Source organism: uncultured Eudoraea sp., from assembly GCF_947258525.1.
Classification (GTDB): domain Bacteria; phylum Bacteroidota; class Bacteroidia; order Flavobacteriales; family Flavobacteriaceae; genus Eudoraea.
On the sequence record NZ_CAMYIP010000133.1, the window covers coordinates 1 to 16,976 of the forward strand.

Genomic DNA, 16,976 nt, shown 5'->3' on the forward strand with positions numbered 1-16,976 from the left:
AAGCAGCCGATTTACTCTTCTTGGTAATTGTGGCCCTTCCTTTTCGTACTAATTGTGAAATTGTTGGCATACTAATATATATGTATAAATACTACCCTCGTTTAAGGGCTGGCAAATGTAGTAATTATTCATTATAATTCAAATGCTATCCCATAATTTTATGTGATTTTTTTTTCGCTGTTTTTCATAGAGGGTTATAATGACGCAAAGGAGTCTTTTTAATACTAAATTAATTCTGGGTTTATACCTTAATATATAGGCTATCTAAATTTAATTATTTGATAGTCCCAATTGTCAACTTCACTATAATAATCATAAGAATTCTAATGATTATTATTTAATTAAGAATATTTTAATTTATTATTCATTTTTTTAACAATTCTTTTGATAAATAATTTAACAATACACTCTTAAATTGTTTTTTTTTCGGTCTTTCTTCTTAAAGTTTTATTAAAATATGTTTGGATTATTAACATGAAATTTGGATTTTCGCAGTTAGCTAATTCAAATAATTAAAAAATGAGAACAAATTTAAATGGAATCTTGACGCTGCTATTGGCGTTTGTTGTGCATTTATCATTTGCGCAAGACAAAGCGATTTCGGGTACAGTTACCGATTTTGAAGGTTTACCCCTGCCGGGTGTAAACATCCTTGTTGAAGGTACAACAACCGGTACCCAAACCGATTTCGATGGTAATTATACTATCAGTGCAAGTGAAGGTCAGGCACTTCTCTTTACTTACATCGGACAAAGAGATGTAAGAATTGTCATTGGCGCATCGAACACCATTGATGTGCAGATGGAAGAAGATGCCCAGGCACTGGAAGAGGTTGTAGTAACTGCACAAGGTATCGAGAGAGAGGAGAGATCGTTGGGTTATGCGGTATCAACCGTAGATGAAGCGGCAATTGAATCAAGACCGGAAGCAGATATAGGTAGGGTACTACAAGGAAAAGTAGCCGGGGTAAATATTACCGCCAGTAATGGCCTTTCAGGTTCAGGTACTAACATAATTATTAGAGGTTACACTTCTGTGACCCAATCTAACCAGCCACTTTTTGTGGTAGATGGGGTACCAATTGATTCAGGAACAAATAACCAGGGATCCATCTTGGACGGTAACACGGCTTCAAGTAGGTTCTTAGATCTGGATCCGAACACAATCCAGGAAGTAAACGTTCTTAAAGGGTTGAGTGCAACCGTTCTTTATGGTAACAGAGGTAGAAACGGGGTAATCCTTATTACTACTAAAAGTTCCGCAAAAGGCGATGCTCCAAGTAAAATGGAAGTTAGTGTAAGTACTTCAGCCTTTATTTCTGATGCTATTCTGCCTAAATACCAGGATAACTACGGAGGTGGTTTCCACCAGGGATTTGGCTTCTTCTTTAGTAACTGGGGTCCAAGGTTTGACAGGACAGATGATGATGGAGTATCTCTGGCCGGGCAATTTCTAGGTAATCAGTCTGGATTTGCACAATTAAGTCATCCTTTAAATTTTCTGGCAGACCAATCATTGGTAGCCGGTTATGAAGATATTGCTGCGCAACCTTATGAGTACAGACCTTACAATGGAGTTCGAGATTTCTTTAGAACCGGTTATGTTACCAGTACCTCTATTAACTTAAGAGGGGGTAATGAAAATGCCAGCTTTAATTTTAACTACGGTAGAACAGAAGATAGAGGTATCACTCCTGGAAACAAGGTATTAAGAAATAACTTTTCTTTAGGTGGTAATGCAAGACTAAATAACAAGTTTTCAATTCAAGGTTCTTTCCAGTTTATCAAAACAGATTACAACTCGCCTCCAGTGGCCCCTTCTTTGGGTAGTGGATCTGCCTTTAACGGAGGGTCAGTTTTTGGAGATGTTTTGTATACTCCCAGATCGGTTGATTTAACAGGTCTTCCTTTTCAGGCGGCAGATGGCAGAAGCATGTATTACCGTTCCGGTAACGACATTCAAAACCCTTACTGGACAGTCGCAAACGTACAAACAAGTCAGGATACAGACCGTTTTATAGGGAACACCAGCATTTCTTATGAGATCAACGACTCTATGAACCTTTCATATAGATTAGGTTTAGACACCTATACAGAATTTAACAAATACGGACAAAACAAAGGGGGAGTTGACGGGCAGCCTTTGGGTCTTTTAAGAACCCGACAGGTTAGAAACACTATCTGGAACCATGATATTATATATACGTTAGATAAGAATTTATCAGAGAGTTTAAATTTAAAAGCAATTGCCGGTTTTAATGCCAGACGCGATGTTTTCAATTCTGATGGACTCGAAAGCCAGGGACAGTTAGTATTCGGCGTATTGGAACACTTTAACTTTACTACACCATCTGCACAAAACTCTTTTGTTAGAACAGGGAATGCCAATTTAGCACAAACCTTTGAAGAAAACCTTTTAGGAGCATATGTGGATTTAACCTTTAGCTATGAGGATTGGATCTATGCAAACGTGGTTGGTAGAAATGACTGGTCTTCTACTTTAGAACAAGAGAACAATTCTTTATTCTATCCCGGAGCCAGTGTTTCATTTATTCCTACATCTCTTTGGGATTCATGGTCTAGCGATGCGCTTAACTACTTGAAGTTCCGTTTTGGATACGGTTCCTCTGCAGGTTTCCCAACACCTTATAACACAAGAAATGTATTAGGCTTAAATGCTCGTGCACTAGTTGATATCAACGGAAATGTAGTTTCTTCTAACTCGGTGGATAATTCTTTGGGTAATCCAAATTTGAAACCTGAAAGAGTTGCAGAACTTGAATTAGGAATAGATACCAGACTTTTCAATATCTGGAATTTAAATGTGAGTGTGTTTGATAAGAAAACTACCGATTTAATTACGAACAGGCCATTAGATAGTTCCACCGGTTTTACAGGTACAACAGTAAATATCGGAGAAATTAAATCTAAAGGTATCGAAGTAGATACCAATATTGATATTCTTAAAGAATTCGAACATGGAGTAGGATTTAATATTGCAGCTAATTTTACCGCAATAGAAACAACCGTAACAAAGTTGGCAGAAGGAACAAACAATATTCTTCTTACTTCTGCTATTGCCGGAGAAGCAGCTAACTATGCCGTGGAAGGAAGGCCCTTTGGAGTATTTTTAGGAACGACAATCCTTCAGGATGATGCGGGGAATAATTTGGTTAACGATGCCGGTCGTTATTTAGTAAATAATACTATTTCGGAAATTGGAGATCCTAATCCGGACTGGAACACTGCTGTGATTCCTACTATTTCGTATAAGAATTTTTCACTGTCGGCTAACTTACAATACCGCCATGGTGGGGATATCTATTCTACAACAGCCACAACTCTTATAGCGCGTGGCGTAGTAGATGATGATACACCTGTTCAAAGAGAAGCTCAATACATCCTTCCTGGTATCCGGCAAGCAGATGGACTACCAAACCAAACGGCAATTACTGCTACGCAACTAGGTTTTAGCACATACTTTGCAGATGGTATTAATACTTTTACCGTATATGATGGAAGTACGTTTAGAATTCAAGAAGCTTCGTTAACTTATGCTTTACCTTCTAAGACGCTAGATCAGACTCCATTTGGAAGTTTGTCTTTCACTTTATCAGGTCAAAACCTTTGGTTTAACGCAATTAATATGCCTTCCAATGTTAACTATGACACTAACTCTTCTAGTACAGGTGTTGGTAATGGACAAGGAATTGATTTCTTTACGGGGCCTTCGTCAAGAAGATATGGATTTACTGTAAGGGCATCCTTTTAATAGATAAGAGAAATGAAAAATATAACGAATATTATGAAAAATAGGTTTAAGTTTATTGGTTTGGCATTTATTGCCACATCAATGTTACTAATAAATGGATGCGAAACAACGGATCTGGATGTGCAGCCGAATCCAAACTTTTTAAGCCCGGAGCAATCGGATATTGATTTTTTCCTGAATGCAATTCAAATAAGAATTGCCAATTTACATTCAGGAACTGAAGGACGTGGTGAAAATGGATGGGCACAGTTTGGAATGGAACCTGTAAGAATACAACACGGTTTTGGCCCTACTTACCGGGATTTTTATGATCCGGGAGATTTTGATCAAATTTGGGATGATGTGTATTCTGAATTACTGATCGATATCAGAACCATGACTCCTTTAGCAGAAGAAGCTGAATTGTATACACATGTAGCAATAGGACAGATAATCGAAGCATATGCTATGATGAACATGGTAGATTTGTTTGGAGATGTTCCTTACTCTGAAGCCGCCAGAGGGGTAGAGGGAATTTTTAATCCTGCTGTTGACTCAGGTGCTGATATTTATGCAGCTTTAGATGCTCTTTTACAAGATGCTATTGCTAATATTCAAAAATCCGAATTGGCTCTTCCAACCAATGATTTGTATTATGGAGGAGATGAAGGTAAATGGAGAAAAGCGGCTAATACTATGAGATTGCGTTTGGCTGTTCAAAGTAGGCTGGTAAGTCCAGCTGCTTCTGCTGCTACTATCAATAGTATTGTTGGTGGGGGTCAGTTTATCGCGTCCTCTGCAGATGATCTTCAATTCCAGTGGGGTACAAGTAACGCAGCACCGGATAGCAGGCATCCTTATTTTGATGCCAATTACGATGGTGCAGGCCCTAGTTCTGACTTTTACACCTGTAACTATTATATGAATTTAATGGCGAATCAGTATACGGCTATTGATCCACGAATTCGCTATTATATGTACAGACAACAAAGTAATTATGACGGGGCTGATAATATTACCAAAGAATGTGTAAATGAACCATTAGTACCTAGTTGGTGGACAGGTTTTGATTACTATTGCACAGTACCGGCAACCAATGGATATGGTGGTCTTTGGGGAAGAAACCACATGGATGATGATGGTATTCCGCCAGATGACGCTTTTAGAACACTCCATGGTACATATCCTATAGGAGGGCCATTTGATGCAGAGGATTTCCGAAATGTTTCCGGTTCTACTGCGGTTAGCGAAGGTTTAGCCGGAGCAGGAATTTCTCCTATGCTTTTAGCTGCCAATACCCATTTAATGTTAGCAGAATCTGCTCTTGAACTGGGAACGGCCGGAGACGCCAGAACTTATTTAGAAACAGGCGTTAGAGAATCCATGAACAAAGTCGCAGCCTTTGGAGCTCCGGTGGCAACCGGATCTGGTTTTGAAGCTACTCCTGCACTTATTGATGCTCATATTGCGAGGATTCTAGCCGCCTATGATGCAGCCGACAATACTGGAAAACTGAGAATTATTGCGGAGCAAGTTTTCATTGCTTCCTGGTGTGACGGTATGACTGCGTATAACACCTATAGAAGAACAGGACAACCAGATAATTTAAGCCCTGCTTTTGTTGTTGAAAATCCTGGTAACTTTCTGAGATCTATGTGGTATCCACAGACGGCTTCAGATAATAATACCAATATTTCACAGAAGGCAAATCCGGATACCCCGGTATTCTGGGATACTAATCCTCCAGGTTTTGTAAATTAAAATATCGATAAAAAATGAAAAATATGAAAAATATAAGTAAAATCATTTTAGGGATTCTTGCCGTTGCCTTAACTATGGCATCCTGCGAAGATGAAGACAAGTTTCCACTAAGTGTTCATTTGGATGACGCCAACAAGGCGGCTTATGTCCGTACGGTTGTTAATCAATATCTTTATCTTGTAGAAGATATTAAGGATGCTTCTTTTGAAGCAACCGTAGATGTACCGGTTGACAATGTAGCCCAGTATGATCTGAGCTTTACTTTGAGAAGTGCTAGTGGTGAGTATGATACTATACCATTGAATACTATTACTGAATTTCCCACAAGTATCTCATACACTTATGCGGAACTAGCTGGTTTAGTAGGGTATTCTATCGATGATATAGCTGGCGGAGACATTTTCCAGTTCATTGGTACTTGTATAGGAAAGGACGGGAGTTTTTGGACAGTTGACAATTATACGGGAGATGTTACCGGGCAACTAGCACAGCGTAATGGCTTTGCTTTTAATGTATTAGTTGAATGTGCTCCTATTACGGATGTTGAAACGGCAGGGACCTGGGTTGCTGATTTACAGGATACATTCGGAGATGGCTGGGATGAGGCTTTCTTAACTTTTAGTATAGACGGTTCAACAACCGCTTATACTATTTCTGCAGCTCAAGGAGGTTCAGCAACTTACGATATAGAAGTACCAGACGGTGTTGTATTGGAAATTTTTTATACGCCTGGAAACTTTGAAAGTGAACACACGTACCAGCTTTACTCCCCTGACGGAGCGCTTTATGGCGATTACGGACCGGCTCCCGGGAGATGTGCTAACTAAATTTTAACATAATCTGGAAGTATCTAGATAATTAGATACTTCCAGATTTATATCTTTTAAAAGCTATATTTCGATTATTTATATAATTGATTTATAGCTTTTTTCTTTTGTTAATGAAGAGTCCTCGTAAATGGTTAGTATTTATCTATCTTTAAAGCATGCAAAAAACCTCCCGCATTTACGGTATAAGAGCTGTTATAGAGGCTATTAATTCTAAAAGCACCATAGACAAAATATTTATTCAAAAAGGTCTTGGCGGCAGTCTTTACAAAGAATTAGAATCCCTGATCCGTGAAAATGGGATAAGCTTCTCCTATGTTCCTATAGAAAAGCTCAACAGGCTTACACGAAATAACCACCAGGGAGTAATTGCCAATATCTCGCCCATTGAGTTTTACAACTTTGAAACTTTAGTTGAAGAGGTGATGGAAAAGAAGGAAGCACCTTTATTTCTACTTTTAGACCAACTCTCTGATGTAAGGAACTTTGGGGCCATAATACGAACTGCTGAATGTACCGGCGTGGATGGCATTATAATTCAAAAAAAAGGCGCCGCACCGGTAACGGAAGATACCATAAAAACATCGGCCGGAGCTGCCTTTAAGGTGCCAATAGCTAAAATAGATCATCTGAAAGACGCCGTTTTCTATTTACAGTCGTCAGGAATTCAGGTAATTGCCGCTACAGAAAAAACGGAACACAGTATTTACGATATAAATTTTAAGGTGCCCTGCGCCATTATTATGGGCTCTGAAGATTCAGGCATATCACCATCAATATTAAAAACCGTAGACCATAAGGCAAAATTGCCTCTTTTAGGTGAAATAGCCTCCCTTAATGTATCAGTAGCCTGCGCGGTTTTTTTATATGAAGCCGTAAGACAAAGAACCACTTAATTCAATTGCCTTGGTCATTGGTTTTATCCTTCCTGAAATGATATTTTATTTTATAAGTCCTTTCCTGAGATTCTGAATCGTCGTTTTTACTTTCAATAAAGTTTCCTTGTTCATCAAAGTGTTTTAAAAATTCATCCTCCTCTTCATTGTAATTTTCCAATTCCCAGGCATATTTTTTCACAGATGGTAGTTTTGCCTTAACAAATACAGCAAGGAGCAATCCGGTAATAAATCCGGCTAAATGCCCTTCCCAGGAAATATCCTCCTTCAAAGGAAATATGAACCATAACAAACCTCCATAAATAAATACAACCATTAATGAAAGGGCTACAAGCCGGTAATATTTGGTGAAGATTCCTTTAAAGAAAATAAAGCTGGCCAATACATAGATCAAACCACTGGCGCCAATATGATAAGACGGCCTTCCTATAACCCAGGTTAATAATCCCGAAAATAGCACACCCCACAGCAGGACCTTGAAGGAGACACTTCTGTAAAAATAGACCAAAGAAACAGTTAGAATGGCAATTGGTATGGTGTTATTGTAAAGATGTTCAATTGAGCCGTGCAGAAACGGGCTAAAAAACACTCCTCTTAATCCCTTTAAAGTTCTGGGATATATACCGTATTGATTTAAATTGATCTGAAATCGGATCTCCACCCAAAATACAGTCCAAATCAATAGCACCGCTATCATTGGAACTAGCAGTACTCTATTCGAAAATTTAAAATAGCTATCCTCAGACATAAGATTAAGTTACATTTTATTTCCTCAATTTATTGGCCACAATCACAAAACATGATAAATTGTCAGGGCAATGTTTTTAATTATAAATTTAGAAACCTTGTAATAAATTAAGTAATCGTATTAGGTATAAACGTATTTATTACATTTATCATATGAATGAGCCACTTGCAGAGCGGGTACGCCCAAAAACACTTGAAGATTATATTAGTCAGCATCATTTGGTTGGTGCAGATGGTTCTTTAACAACCCAGATAAAAAAAGGCAGTATTCCATCACTCATTCTTTGGGGGCCACCGGGTACGGGAAAAACTACCCTGGCCCATATTATTGCAAATGAAAGTGAACGTCCCTTTTATACATTAAGCGCCATAAACAGCGGCGTTAAGGACATCAGGGAAGTAATAGAAAAAGCCAAACAAAGTGGTGGTTTATTTACCGCTAAAAATCCTATTCTATTTATTGATGAGATACATCGGTTTAGCAAATCACAGCAGGATTCTTTATTGGGGGCCGTTGAAAAAGGCTGGGTAACACTCATTGGGGCAACTACAGAAAATCCAAGTTTCGAAGTTATTCCGGCACTTTTGTCGCGTTGCCAGGTTTATATCCTCAAATCTTTTGGAAAAGAGGACTTAGAAGCATTGTTGCAAAGAGCAATGGCCGAAGATATAATGTTAAAGTCAAAAAATATAAAGCTCAAAGAAACAGAAGCGCTTTTACGACTTTCCGGAGGAGATGGCAGAAAATTGCTGAATATATTTGAGTTGGTAGTTTCCTCTGAAGATAAAACGGATATTATCATCACAGACCAACTGGTGATGCAGAAAGTCCAGAAAAACACTGTATTATATGATAAGACAGGGGAACAACACTACGATATAGTATCGGCCTTTATAAAATCTATCCGTGGTAGTGATCCCAATGGAGCAGTATATTGGCTTGCCAGAATGATTGAGGGAGGAGAAGATGTAAAATTTATAGCGCGGCGTTTACTAATATCTGCGTCTGAGGACATTGGTATGGCTAACCCTACTGCATTGGTTATCGCCAATTCTACTTTTCAGGCCGTTAGTACTATTGGCTATCCTGAAGCCCGAATACTGCTTAGCCAATGCACAATTTATCTGGCAACTTCACCAAAAAGTAATACCAGTTATATGGCTATCAAAAAAGCACAGGAGTATGTTAAGGATTCCGGAGATCTTTCTGTGCCACTAGCGTTGAGGAATGCCCCCACCAAGCTTATGAAAGAATTAGGTTATGGTGAAAACTACAAATATGCACATGACTATGAGGATAATTTTACAGAACTGGAATTCTTGCCAGATCAAATAAAAGGGACCTCCTTTTATATCCCCGGAGATAATAAAAGAGAGATGGCACTCAAAGAATTTCTTAAAAAAAGATGGAAGGATAAATACTAGAATTTAATAGTAAATTCTTCTAATTGTGCTTGGCCAGAAACATAATATTCAAAATACCATTGGTTTGAGCGTTTATAAACTAAGCCGCTTCCTTTTTCATTGACGCCTATATAAACCTCCGGAATGGAAGTCTGATATATTTTCAAACGAATTTTTGGGGTACTGTCTACTAGCTGATATCCATTTGGAATTTCCTGGGCATACAATACATATGAATCTGAAGTCTTGGGAATAGTGCTCGTGCTTGCAGCAACCACGGCCGTATTTTCGATGGCGGCTGTTTTTGGATTCGGGGTTATTTCGGATTGTGTTAAATTCTCCTCAACTGCGGTGGTTGTTTGCCTGCCCTTATTCTCTGATGGCTCTCCTTTTCCCTCTGCATCAATTACAACTGCTGTGGTAGATACACTTTTGGTCTCAACAGGATTATACTTGTAGTTAAGGGAATTGATTGACGTAAAAGCCATTTCAATAGCTTCCTTATAACTCGATGTGTAATCCTTTTCTTTGCTCCTTCCTTCCAAACTTTTGTAAACTTCATTGGAATTGCAATCCTCCAGAACAATGGAAGCTTTAGTTACGAACATACTGGTTGTATGATCCAATTGTGCCAGGAGACCAAGACATCTGTTCGTATTTAAGTCAGATGGCAAATCATCTTCATAATAAGTTTCAAATCCCTTTTTTGTAAAAAGATACTTTAACAGCGTACTGGTCTTGTATTGATTTTCATCTTTAAAGCCCTTAAAGTTTTTAGGTATAATAATATATTTATACTCATTCAACTGGGCTTGCAGCCCTAATGAAAATATAAAAACCAGGAACAGGCAGGAAAATAAATTCTTCATTTAGTATACAGTTCAGTTTCTCTCCCAAGATATGATATTTAATCCTAACTGAAAAGAAGCGTAATTGCTATCGGCTACGTTGCCATAAGAGAATAAATTATCCCCCATAATATAAAAGTTCACCGGTCCTGCCTGGAGACTCATACCTAAACCCACGTTTGAGGCCGTGAACTTATCAACAGTATAAGTTGCTTTTAACGCAAGGACTTTAGCAAATCTTCTTTGATAAAATGCGGTTAAAGCAAACTGGGGACCCCGAGGTCTGCTAATAGCATACAATTGACCGCCTACACTATTCAGATAATATAACGATCTGTCACCACTCTCCGCATTATTATCACACTCACAATCTGCTGCAATTGGCGTGCCTTGCTTACCAAAATTATATCTAATGGAGGAGTAAAATTTTATAGGCCTGAAGCTTACATAGTTCTTGCTGTCCTCTTCAAAGGGAACCAGCTCTTCAATTTCATCTACCAGATCTTCCCAAAAATCAGCATTCGGATCATTTAGGGCATCTGGCAAAATTACTTCTACACCCTCAACGGATGTGCCCCCTTTAAGTGTATAATTAGTTACATCAGAGGAGTGATACAACAATCCGATATCTAATAGACTTCCCGTAATTACTGTTTGGTCATTGAGATTATAAGTTACCCCTAAATCAAATCCAAGTCCGGGATCACCACCAAAAAACCCTCTTTTTGTGAATAAACTTGTCACACTACTACCATTATCATTGGCATCTATAAGAGCATCCAGACCCGAAGTTCTTAATTTCATATCTGAAACCAGGGTATTCCTCAACAAATTATTCTGGCCTAAAGTTGTCTCAAAATAACCGCTATTATTTGTGGATCTAATGTCTATTATTCCCGAATACAATTTGATTCGTGCTCCTAAAGTGAGATTATTTTTTATTTGTCTGTTAATTCCAAAATGCAGCACATTTATGAATTGCCCGCTGGTATTGAGATCATTGAGATCAAATCTTTGTCCCAGTCTGTCGGCATTACCTTCATAAGCTAAAATTGCAAGATCTTTTGGCCAATAATTTAGTGCATAACCTTCGACATACATTCCAAATGAGAAGAAATTAGCCGGGTTCTTTTGACTACGAAATCCACCGTTTAATATATCAACCTGAAAGATGCCATTTACTTCATCGCGTTCACTCAATGCATTGAGTGCCCGATCTCTTATTTTCTGATTAATATCGAGTCCATCAGCAGCAAAAATATCGTTTACGGTAAGCCCGCTTGTTGCTCCCTGTGCATATATACCCGATATAAATGGTATACCCGCATACCAATTATAAATTGTATTTATACCCGGATTAACCATTATTGCCTGTGGAATCTCCTGAAAATCATACAGCACCTCCTTATTTTGGGCATAACAGCTTAGGTATCCTGTGAAAAGGATAATCAATGATAATAGCTTCCTTATCATTTCAGCCGAATCCTGAATTTTGCGCTCGACCTTAAGAAAATTGCCGGGCTAGGTAACGAAGACACACTGATATTATCACCTAAATTTGTAGCACTTACTCTTATTGCAGAGGTATTTCTAATAATATCCAGGCTTCTACCTGCGGGTCCATAAGCAATTTCTCTTGTTAATATTGCAGTAGGGGCTGCATTAACCATAAAATTTTCAGAATCCAAAACATTCCCTGCCTCATCTAAGAATTCGAAAGTTATATCGAGAGGTTTGCTTGTCGTATTTTCAACTTCATAAGTAATAACTCCATCGAGGACATTGTCGGCAACAAACTCTTCGCTAAAAGCATCGAAATTAAATATCTGGGAATAAAAATTTACCCCATTTAATTGATTAATTATATACTCAGGGGTTTCAACATAAAGAATGCTGGCTTCCGCCGTTGGAATAATGTCGAAATTATCTAATTGATCAAAATCCTGTTTTTCCGCGCAGGAACTAAAGATTCCAGTGCAAAAAAGAATTGCAAGTACAGATATCGGGATATATTTCATTGCTTTATACCAGTTTTAAAATGGTTATTATTTATTTTACCACCTAAATAGGTATTGCCTCCTATATTATTCTCCCATATATAACTCTATAAATAGTTTTTTATTTCACGCAGATTATGAATCATTGCACAATGCTCGTGTTTCGGATCATTATGAGCATTAAAATGTAAGGCATGAAATCCTGCTGCTTTCGCCCCAAGTATATCTGCCTCGATATTATCGCCAACCATTATTGACCTGTTGGCCTTAGCATTTGCCTTTTGAAGTGCAAGTTCGAAAATTAATGGATTTGGTTTTTTTACCCCTGCCATTTCAGAATTAATGACCTGATTAAAATATCCGAAAATATTTGAATTGACCAGTTTTCTGGTCTGTACTTCTTCAAATCCGTTGGTAATTATATGTAGTTTGTATTTGGGTTTTAAATAATTCAGTATCTCAATCGTATTCGGTAACAAATTATTATAGGCAGCAAGGTTAGTAATATATTCTGCCGATAGTATATCTATAACTTCATCTTTTATTTCGTATCCTATCTCATCAAAAGTTGTTTTTAGTCTTTGAAAGCGCAATTCCGGTTTCTTAATTTTATCTTCACGATATAATTTCCAAAATTCGAGATTCAGGGGCACATAAACTTCCAGGAATTTGGAGAGATTTACTTCTAATTCCGCTTCGGCAAATATTTTTTCGAATGTCAATGCTGAATTTCTTTCAAAATCCCATAGTGTATGGTCCAAATCAAAAAATATATCTGAAATACCTTGACTATACATGATACTTTTGAATTACTTTTTGGTACAAATTTAACCAGTTTATTTCCTGCTCTCCACCTAATAGTTCATTGGAGAAAATGGTGATAAAGTGACCATTAACCTTTTTTACCTGATCGTAATAAATCTTTATTTTTTCAAGTATTTCCTCTTCAGAGTAGGAATTAAGTAAGGCATAATCATGAACAGCGAATGGGTGTACTTTTATGGGTTGCTGTTCTTCTATTGTAATATCATAAAAATTAAAAGGCGTACATGTGCCGGCTTTAAAACCCATTTCATGAGTGTATCCCATAGTATAATCATCTGTGAATTCTGCCTCCACAAGGTTTCTGTAAGTATGAGGAATATCTACCCTGTTATATCTCATTCTTGAATTGTTTATTGGCCTATTCACAACATTCGATAGCCTCTTTTTCTCTTCTTTCAATAATTCAATGTCCATAAAAGAACTATATGAAGCTGCCAGGGACACTAAGCTATAGTCTGCAACAGATTTAATAAGGTATTTAAAATTATTGTTTTCGGGTGAAACATTTTTATCATAGGTTGAATAATTGGCGAACTGAAAGAAGAATATACTTTTTATTTGAAATTTCCTATGAATTTCTATGAGGCTTTCGTAGTTATTATAAGGATCTTTTCTAATCTTTAACCACACAGAAGTGCGCTGCACCACACGTTTCAATTTAAAAGTACCAATGTCATATAACAAGCCTGCTATGCTCCGCATAGGCCCTCTGTGTGCAAAACAGTGTGAAGAAGTAACATCAATAATAGAAGTAAACCGAAACTTACGTTCTCTGCTATCTATAGCAGGAAATCGTTCTTTAAGCTTATCCAGAAATTTGTATGCCCAAATATCCACCACAGGTACTCGCAAAAAATTATTCTTATAAGCAATACTTTCTGAGGGAGGAAATCTGCCATGCACATCTTTTAGGTATGGCAAATATTCTTCGTATCTGGTTAAAAGATAAAAACTTGCAGCAAAAATATCATAAGGAATAGCACTGGGCTCACTTGTCCTGAAAAAACAAGCTGTGCCCTCCCACTCCTCAACAGTTATTTGCAAATCAGTTATTCCATGTACAAATAACAGATCTTTACTTCTTACAAAAAACTCATTTTGCAAAGGCTGCTTGCTATAAGTGATCTTAGGACCGGTGTGTTTTATAAAATCTTCAACCTTTGTAGTAAAAATGATATCTATCCCAAGTATCCTTGTAAAAATCTGCTTCATGGTGTAACTGAAGCGCGAAGTAATTTTATGGGTATATATCAGGAGCATATTTATATCAAATTATTATCGGCAAAGCTATAGTATTTGTTTTGTGTAATAATTACATGATCGAGTACCCTTATATCCATAGCTTCAGAAGCTTTTTGAAGCTTAGTTGTAATTTTTTTATCTGCCTCACTTGGTTTAAGTGTGCCTGAGGGATGATTGTGGGCTAATATTAAGGATACCGCTCCTAATTCCAGTGCCTGTTTTATTACTAAACGAACATCTACCAGAGTGCCAGTAATACCTCCCTTACTCAATTGAGCTTTTTGAATGACCTTATTTGAGTTATTTAAGTAAACAATCCAGAATTCCTCGTGAGGAAGGTCTGCAAGCAAGGGTTGCAAAAGATCGAAAACCGACTGGCTCCCTAAGATCTGTGGCTTCACCATGGCCTTCTCATTTTGCCTCCTCCTGCCTATCTCCAAAGCCGCAGCAATTGATACGGCCTTGGCCTCGCCAATACCTTTAAATTTCATTAATTGTTTTATGGATACCTTACCTAATTCATTTAAGTTATTATTGGTAGATGCCAAAATTCTTTTAGAGAGCGCCACTGCTGTTTCGTTTTTGGTCCCCGAACCAATTAAAATGGCAATAAGCTCGGCATTAGAAAGAACTGAACGGCCCTTATGCACTAATTTTTCCCGTGGTTTGTCATCATCAGACCAATTCTTAATGGAAAAAGAAGAAGATTTGTGTTGCATGGCCTAAAGATAATCAACTAAAAAAATTATTGTAAATTTCATTCATAAATTCCTAACTAAGAATTCATGAAATCTATTTTTGATGAAGCTACCTATAACGAAGTTGTAGAGCGTTTTAATCAGTTAAGTGCAGAATCAGAAGGTTTATGGGGTAAAATGAGTGTTGGCCAAATGCTATGGCATTGCCAAATATTCATAAAAACGGCGATTAAAAATAAAAAATATGACAAACGGGCAAATCCGATTATAAGCTGGTTATTTAAAAAGTCTATGTACAACGATAAGCCCTGGCGAAAAAGCTTACCTACTCCACCTATAGCGAGGGCTAAAGAAGAGAAAGACTTTGAGGTAGAACATAAAAAGTTACAGGAATTAGTTAAGGAACTATATAATCTTCGCGACAGGAAGGACTGGAATGCACATCCCATTTTTGGAGATTTTACCCCGGAGCAATGGGGTAAACTTGAATACAAACATTTAGATCACCATTTAAGGCAATTTGGGGTTTAAGAGATATGATTAAAGGAGTGTAACAATGATTAAACGGTCTTAGTTAATTTCGATCATATTTACGATCTCATTCAAATCAAGCCCGCCATAGTCTCCTGAGCTCATAAACAGCACTATACTGTTAGTAACATCCTGATTGAAAAGAAATTCTTTAAAAGCAGTACTATTGGTAAAAATATGAAGCTCTTGCTGTTGAAATGCCTGCTCGATCTGTTCTTTTGTTATTTCATCTAAACCCTTTATTTTAAGCGATTCAGGTATATAAAATACAGCCGATACATCTGCTTCTTTCAAAGACCCCCTGTATTCCTTTAAAAATTCCGCATTTAAACTGCTATATGTATGTAGTTCTAAACAGGCTATTAGTTTTCGATCCGGAAATTGTTCTTTTACTGCCTTTGCGGTTGCTGCTACTTTACTTGGAGAATGGGCATAATCTTTGAAAATTATTGTATTCTCATTTTGGCCAATTTTTTCCAGGCGTTTTGATGCCCCCTTAAATGATGAAATGGCTTCATAAAAGTCTTCTTCATCCACACCCATATTTTGGCATATCCACTTAGCTCCTGCCAAATTATTCAAATTATGTCGTCCGAAAATATTCAGTGGCATTGGGCCTTCCTCTGTATTTAAAAAAGTCTGCCCGTTCTCAACAAAAAAATCCGGGGTTGAATAGGGAAGTTTCCGTATTGAATTTGTTGAAGCTTCAACAATACTTTTTACATTAAGATCCTCCTCATTATACGTAATGCTCCCTCCTTTAACTATACTATCTACAAAAATTTTAAATTGCTCAAGATAATTTTCAAAAGTGGGAAATACATTAACATGATCCCAGGCTATGCCACTTAACAGTGCAATATTTGGTTTGTAAAGATGAAACTTTGGCCGCCTGTCTATGGGAGAAGAAAGATATTCATCTCCTTCTAAAACTATAAAATCATTTTCATCGGTGAGATGTACCATCCGGTCAAATCCCTCCAATTGAGCACCCACCATATAATCAACGGCCTTCCCATGATAATTCATTACATGAAGGATCATTGAAGTTATCGTGGTCTTGCCATGACTACCTCCAATAACAACACGTGTTTTGTTTTTAGATTGTTCATAAAGGAATTCCGGATATGAGAAGATTTTTAGATCAAGCTTTTTGGCCTTTATCAATTCAGGATTATCGGGCTTGGCATGCATTCCAAGGATAATAGCATCTAAAGAAGTATCAATTTTATCGGGAAACCAACCAAACTCAGAAGGGAGAATTCCTTGTTTAGCCAATCTGCTTTTAGAGGGTTCAAATATTACATCATCACTACCGGTAACAACATATCCTTTATGATGCAGAGCAAGGGCCAGATTATGCATGGCACTTCCTCCTATAGCTATAAAATGAATTCGCATCCTTTCGTTTAATATTCCTCAAAGATAGGTATTGAAAAGTGCAACTCAA

Annotated in this window: 14 protein-coding genes and 1 pseudogene; 6 read left to right on the plus strand and 9 right to left on the minus strand. The window is 37.5% G+C overall.

What is annotated here, in order from left to right:
- A pseudogene (locus Q0X89_RS10015) lies at window positions 1-70 on the minus strand (30S ribosomal protein S12); the annotation flags it as partial.
- A 449-nt stretch (window positions 71-519) separates the two neighbouring features.
- Here Q0X89_RS10015 and Q0X89_RS10020 point away from each other — a divergent pair.
- The 4 genes from Q0X89_RS10020 (at window position 520) to rlmB (ending at window position 7,234) form a co-directional block, all read left to right on the plus strand.
- The gene (locus tag Q0X89_RS10020; protein WP_297693678.1) at window positions 520-3,771 is read left to right on the plus strand and encodes a SusC/RagA family TonB-linked outer membrane protein; all 3,252 of its coding nucleotides are present in this window, start codon (window positions 520-522) and stop codon (window positions 3,769-3,771) included.
- Between the two features lie 33 nt (window positions 3,772-3,804).
- Window positions 3,805-5,511: a SusD/RagB family nutrient-binding outer membrane lipoprotein gene (locus Q0X89_RS10025; protein WP_297693680.1), complete on the plus strand. Its 1,707-nt coding sequence runs from the start codon at window positions 3,805-3,807 to the stop codon at window positions 5,509-5,511.
- Between the two features lie 23 nt (window positions 5,512-5,534).
- Window positions 5,535-6,338, plus strand: a complete 804-nt coding sequence (locus Q0X89_RS10030; protein WP_297693682.1) for a hypothetical protein — start codon at window positions 5,535-5,537, stop codon at window positions 6,336-6,338.
- Between the two features lie 158 nt (window positions 6,339-6,496).
- The gene (rlmB, locus tag Q0X89_RS10035; RefSeq protein ID WP_297693684.1) at window positions 6,497-7,234 is read left to right on the plus strand and encodes a 23S rRNA (guanosine(2251)-2'-O)-methyltransferase RlmB; all 738 of its coding nucleotides are present in this window, start codon (window positions 6,497-6,499) and stop codon (window positions 7,232-7,234) included.
- A 1-nt stretch (window position 7,235) separates the two neighbouring features.
- On the opposite strand, the gene Q0X89_RS10040 is transcribed toward rlmB, so the two are convergent.
- Entirely contained in the window at window positions 7,236-7,982 is a 747-nt protein-coding gene (locus tag Q0X89_RS10040) for a rhomboid family intramembrane serine protease (protein ID WP_297693686.1), read from the minus strand.
- A gap of 152 nt (window positions 7,983-8,134) precedes the next feature.
- Between Q0X89_RS10040 and Q0X89_RS10045 the strand changes: the two genes are divergently transcribed.
- Complete coding sequence (locus Q0X89_RS10045) at window positions 8,135-9,406, plus strand: replication-associated recombination protein A (RefSeq protein WP_297693688.1); 1,272 nt, start codon at window positions 8,135-8,137, stop codon at window positions 9,404-9,406.
- Here the strand turns inward: Q0X89_RS10045 and Q0X89_RS10050 are convergent.
- The 6 genes from Q0X89_RS10050 to radC form a co-directional block, all read right to left on the minus strand.
- Window positions 9,403-10,254, minus strand: coding sequence for a hypothetical protein (locus tag Q0X89_RS10050; protein WP_297693690.1), 852 nt, complete (start codon window positions 10,252-10,254; stop codon window positions 9,403-9,405). The genes Q0X89_RS10045 and Q0X89_RS10050 overlap by 4 nt on opposite strands.
- Before the next feature lie 12 nt (window positions 10,255-10,266).
- A complete protein-coding gene (locus tag Q0X89_RS10055) occupies window positions 10,267-11,706 on the minus strand; it encodes a DUF5723 family protein (protein WP_297693692.1) in 1,440 nt (479 codons plus the stop codon).
- On the minus strand, window positions 11,703-12,251 hold the full coding sequence (locus Q0X89_RS10060) for a hypothetical protein (RefSeq protein WP_297693694.1): 549 nt from the start codon (window positions 12,249-12,251) through the stop codon (window positions 11,703-11,705). Before Q0X89_RS10060 ends, Q0X89_RS10055 begins: the two co-directional genes overlap by 4 nt.
- 86 nt (window positions 12,252-12,337) lie before the next feature.
- On the minus strand, window positions 12,338-13,027 hold the full coding sequence (locus Q0X89_RS10065; protein ID WP_297693695.1) for a YjjG family noncanonical pyrimidine nucleotidase: 690 nt from the start codon (window positions 13,025-13,027) through the stop codon (window positions 12,338-12,340).
- Window positions 13,020-14,315 (minus strand): polysaccharide deacetylase family protein, encoded by a 1,296-nt coding sequence (locus Q0X89_RS10070; protein WP_297693698.1) that lies wholly within the window; start codon window positions 14,313-14,315, stop codon window positions 13,020-13,022. The genes Q0X89_RS10065 and Q0X89_RS10070 overlap by 8 nt, the downstream gene beginning before the upstream one ends.
- A gap of 2 nt (window positions 14,316-14,317) precedes the next feature.
- Entirely contained in the window at window positions 14,318-15,016 is a 699-nt protein-coding gene (gene radC, locus Q0X89_RS10075) for a DNA repair protein RadC (RefSeq protein ID WP_297693700.1), read from the minus strand.
- Window positions 15,017-15,082: 66 nt separating this feature from the next.
- Between radC and Q0X89_RS10080 the strand changes: the two genes are divergently transcribed.
- Window positions 15,083-15,526 carry a DUF1569 domain-containing protein gene (locus tag Q0X89_RS10080; protein WP_297693702.1) on the plus strand — a complete coding sequence of 148 codons (444 nt, stop codon included), beginning with the start codon at window positions 15,083-15,085 and terminating at the stop codon, window positions 15,524-15,526.
- Window positions 15,527-15,565: 39 nt separating this feature from the next.
- Here the strand turns inward: Q0X89_RS10080 and murC are convergent, their stop codons facing one another.
- The gene (murC, locus tag Q0X89_RS10085; protein WP_297693704.1) at window positions 15,566-16,927 is read right to left on the minus strand and encodes a Mur ligase family protein; all 1,362 of its coding nucleotides are present in this window, start codon (window positions 16,925-16,927) and stop codon (window positions 15,566-15,568) included.
- Window positions 16,928-16,976: the final 49 nt, after the last annotated feature.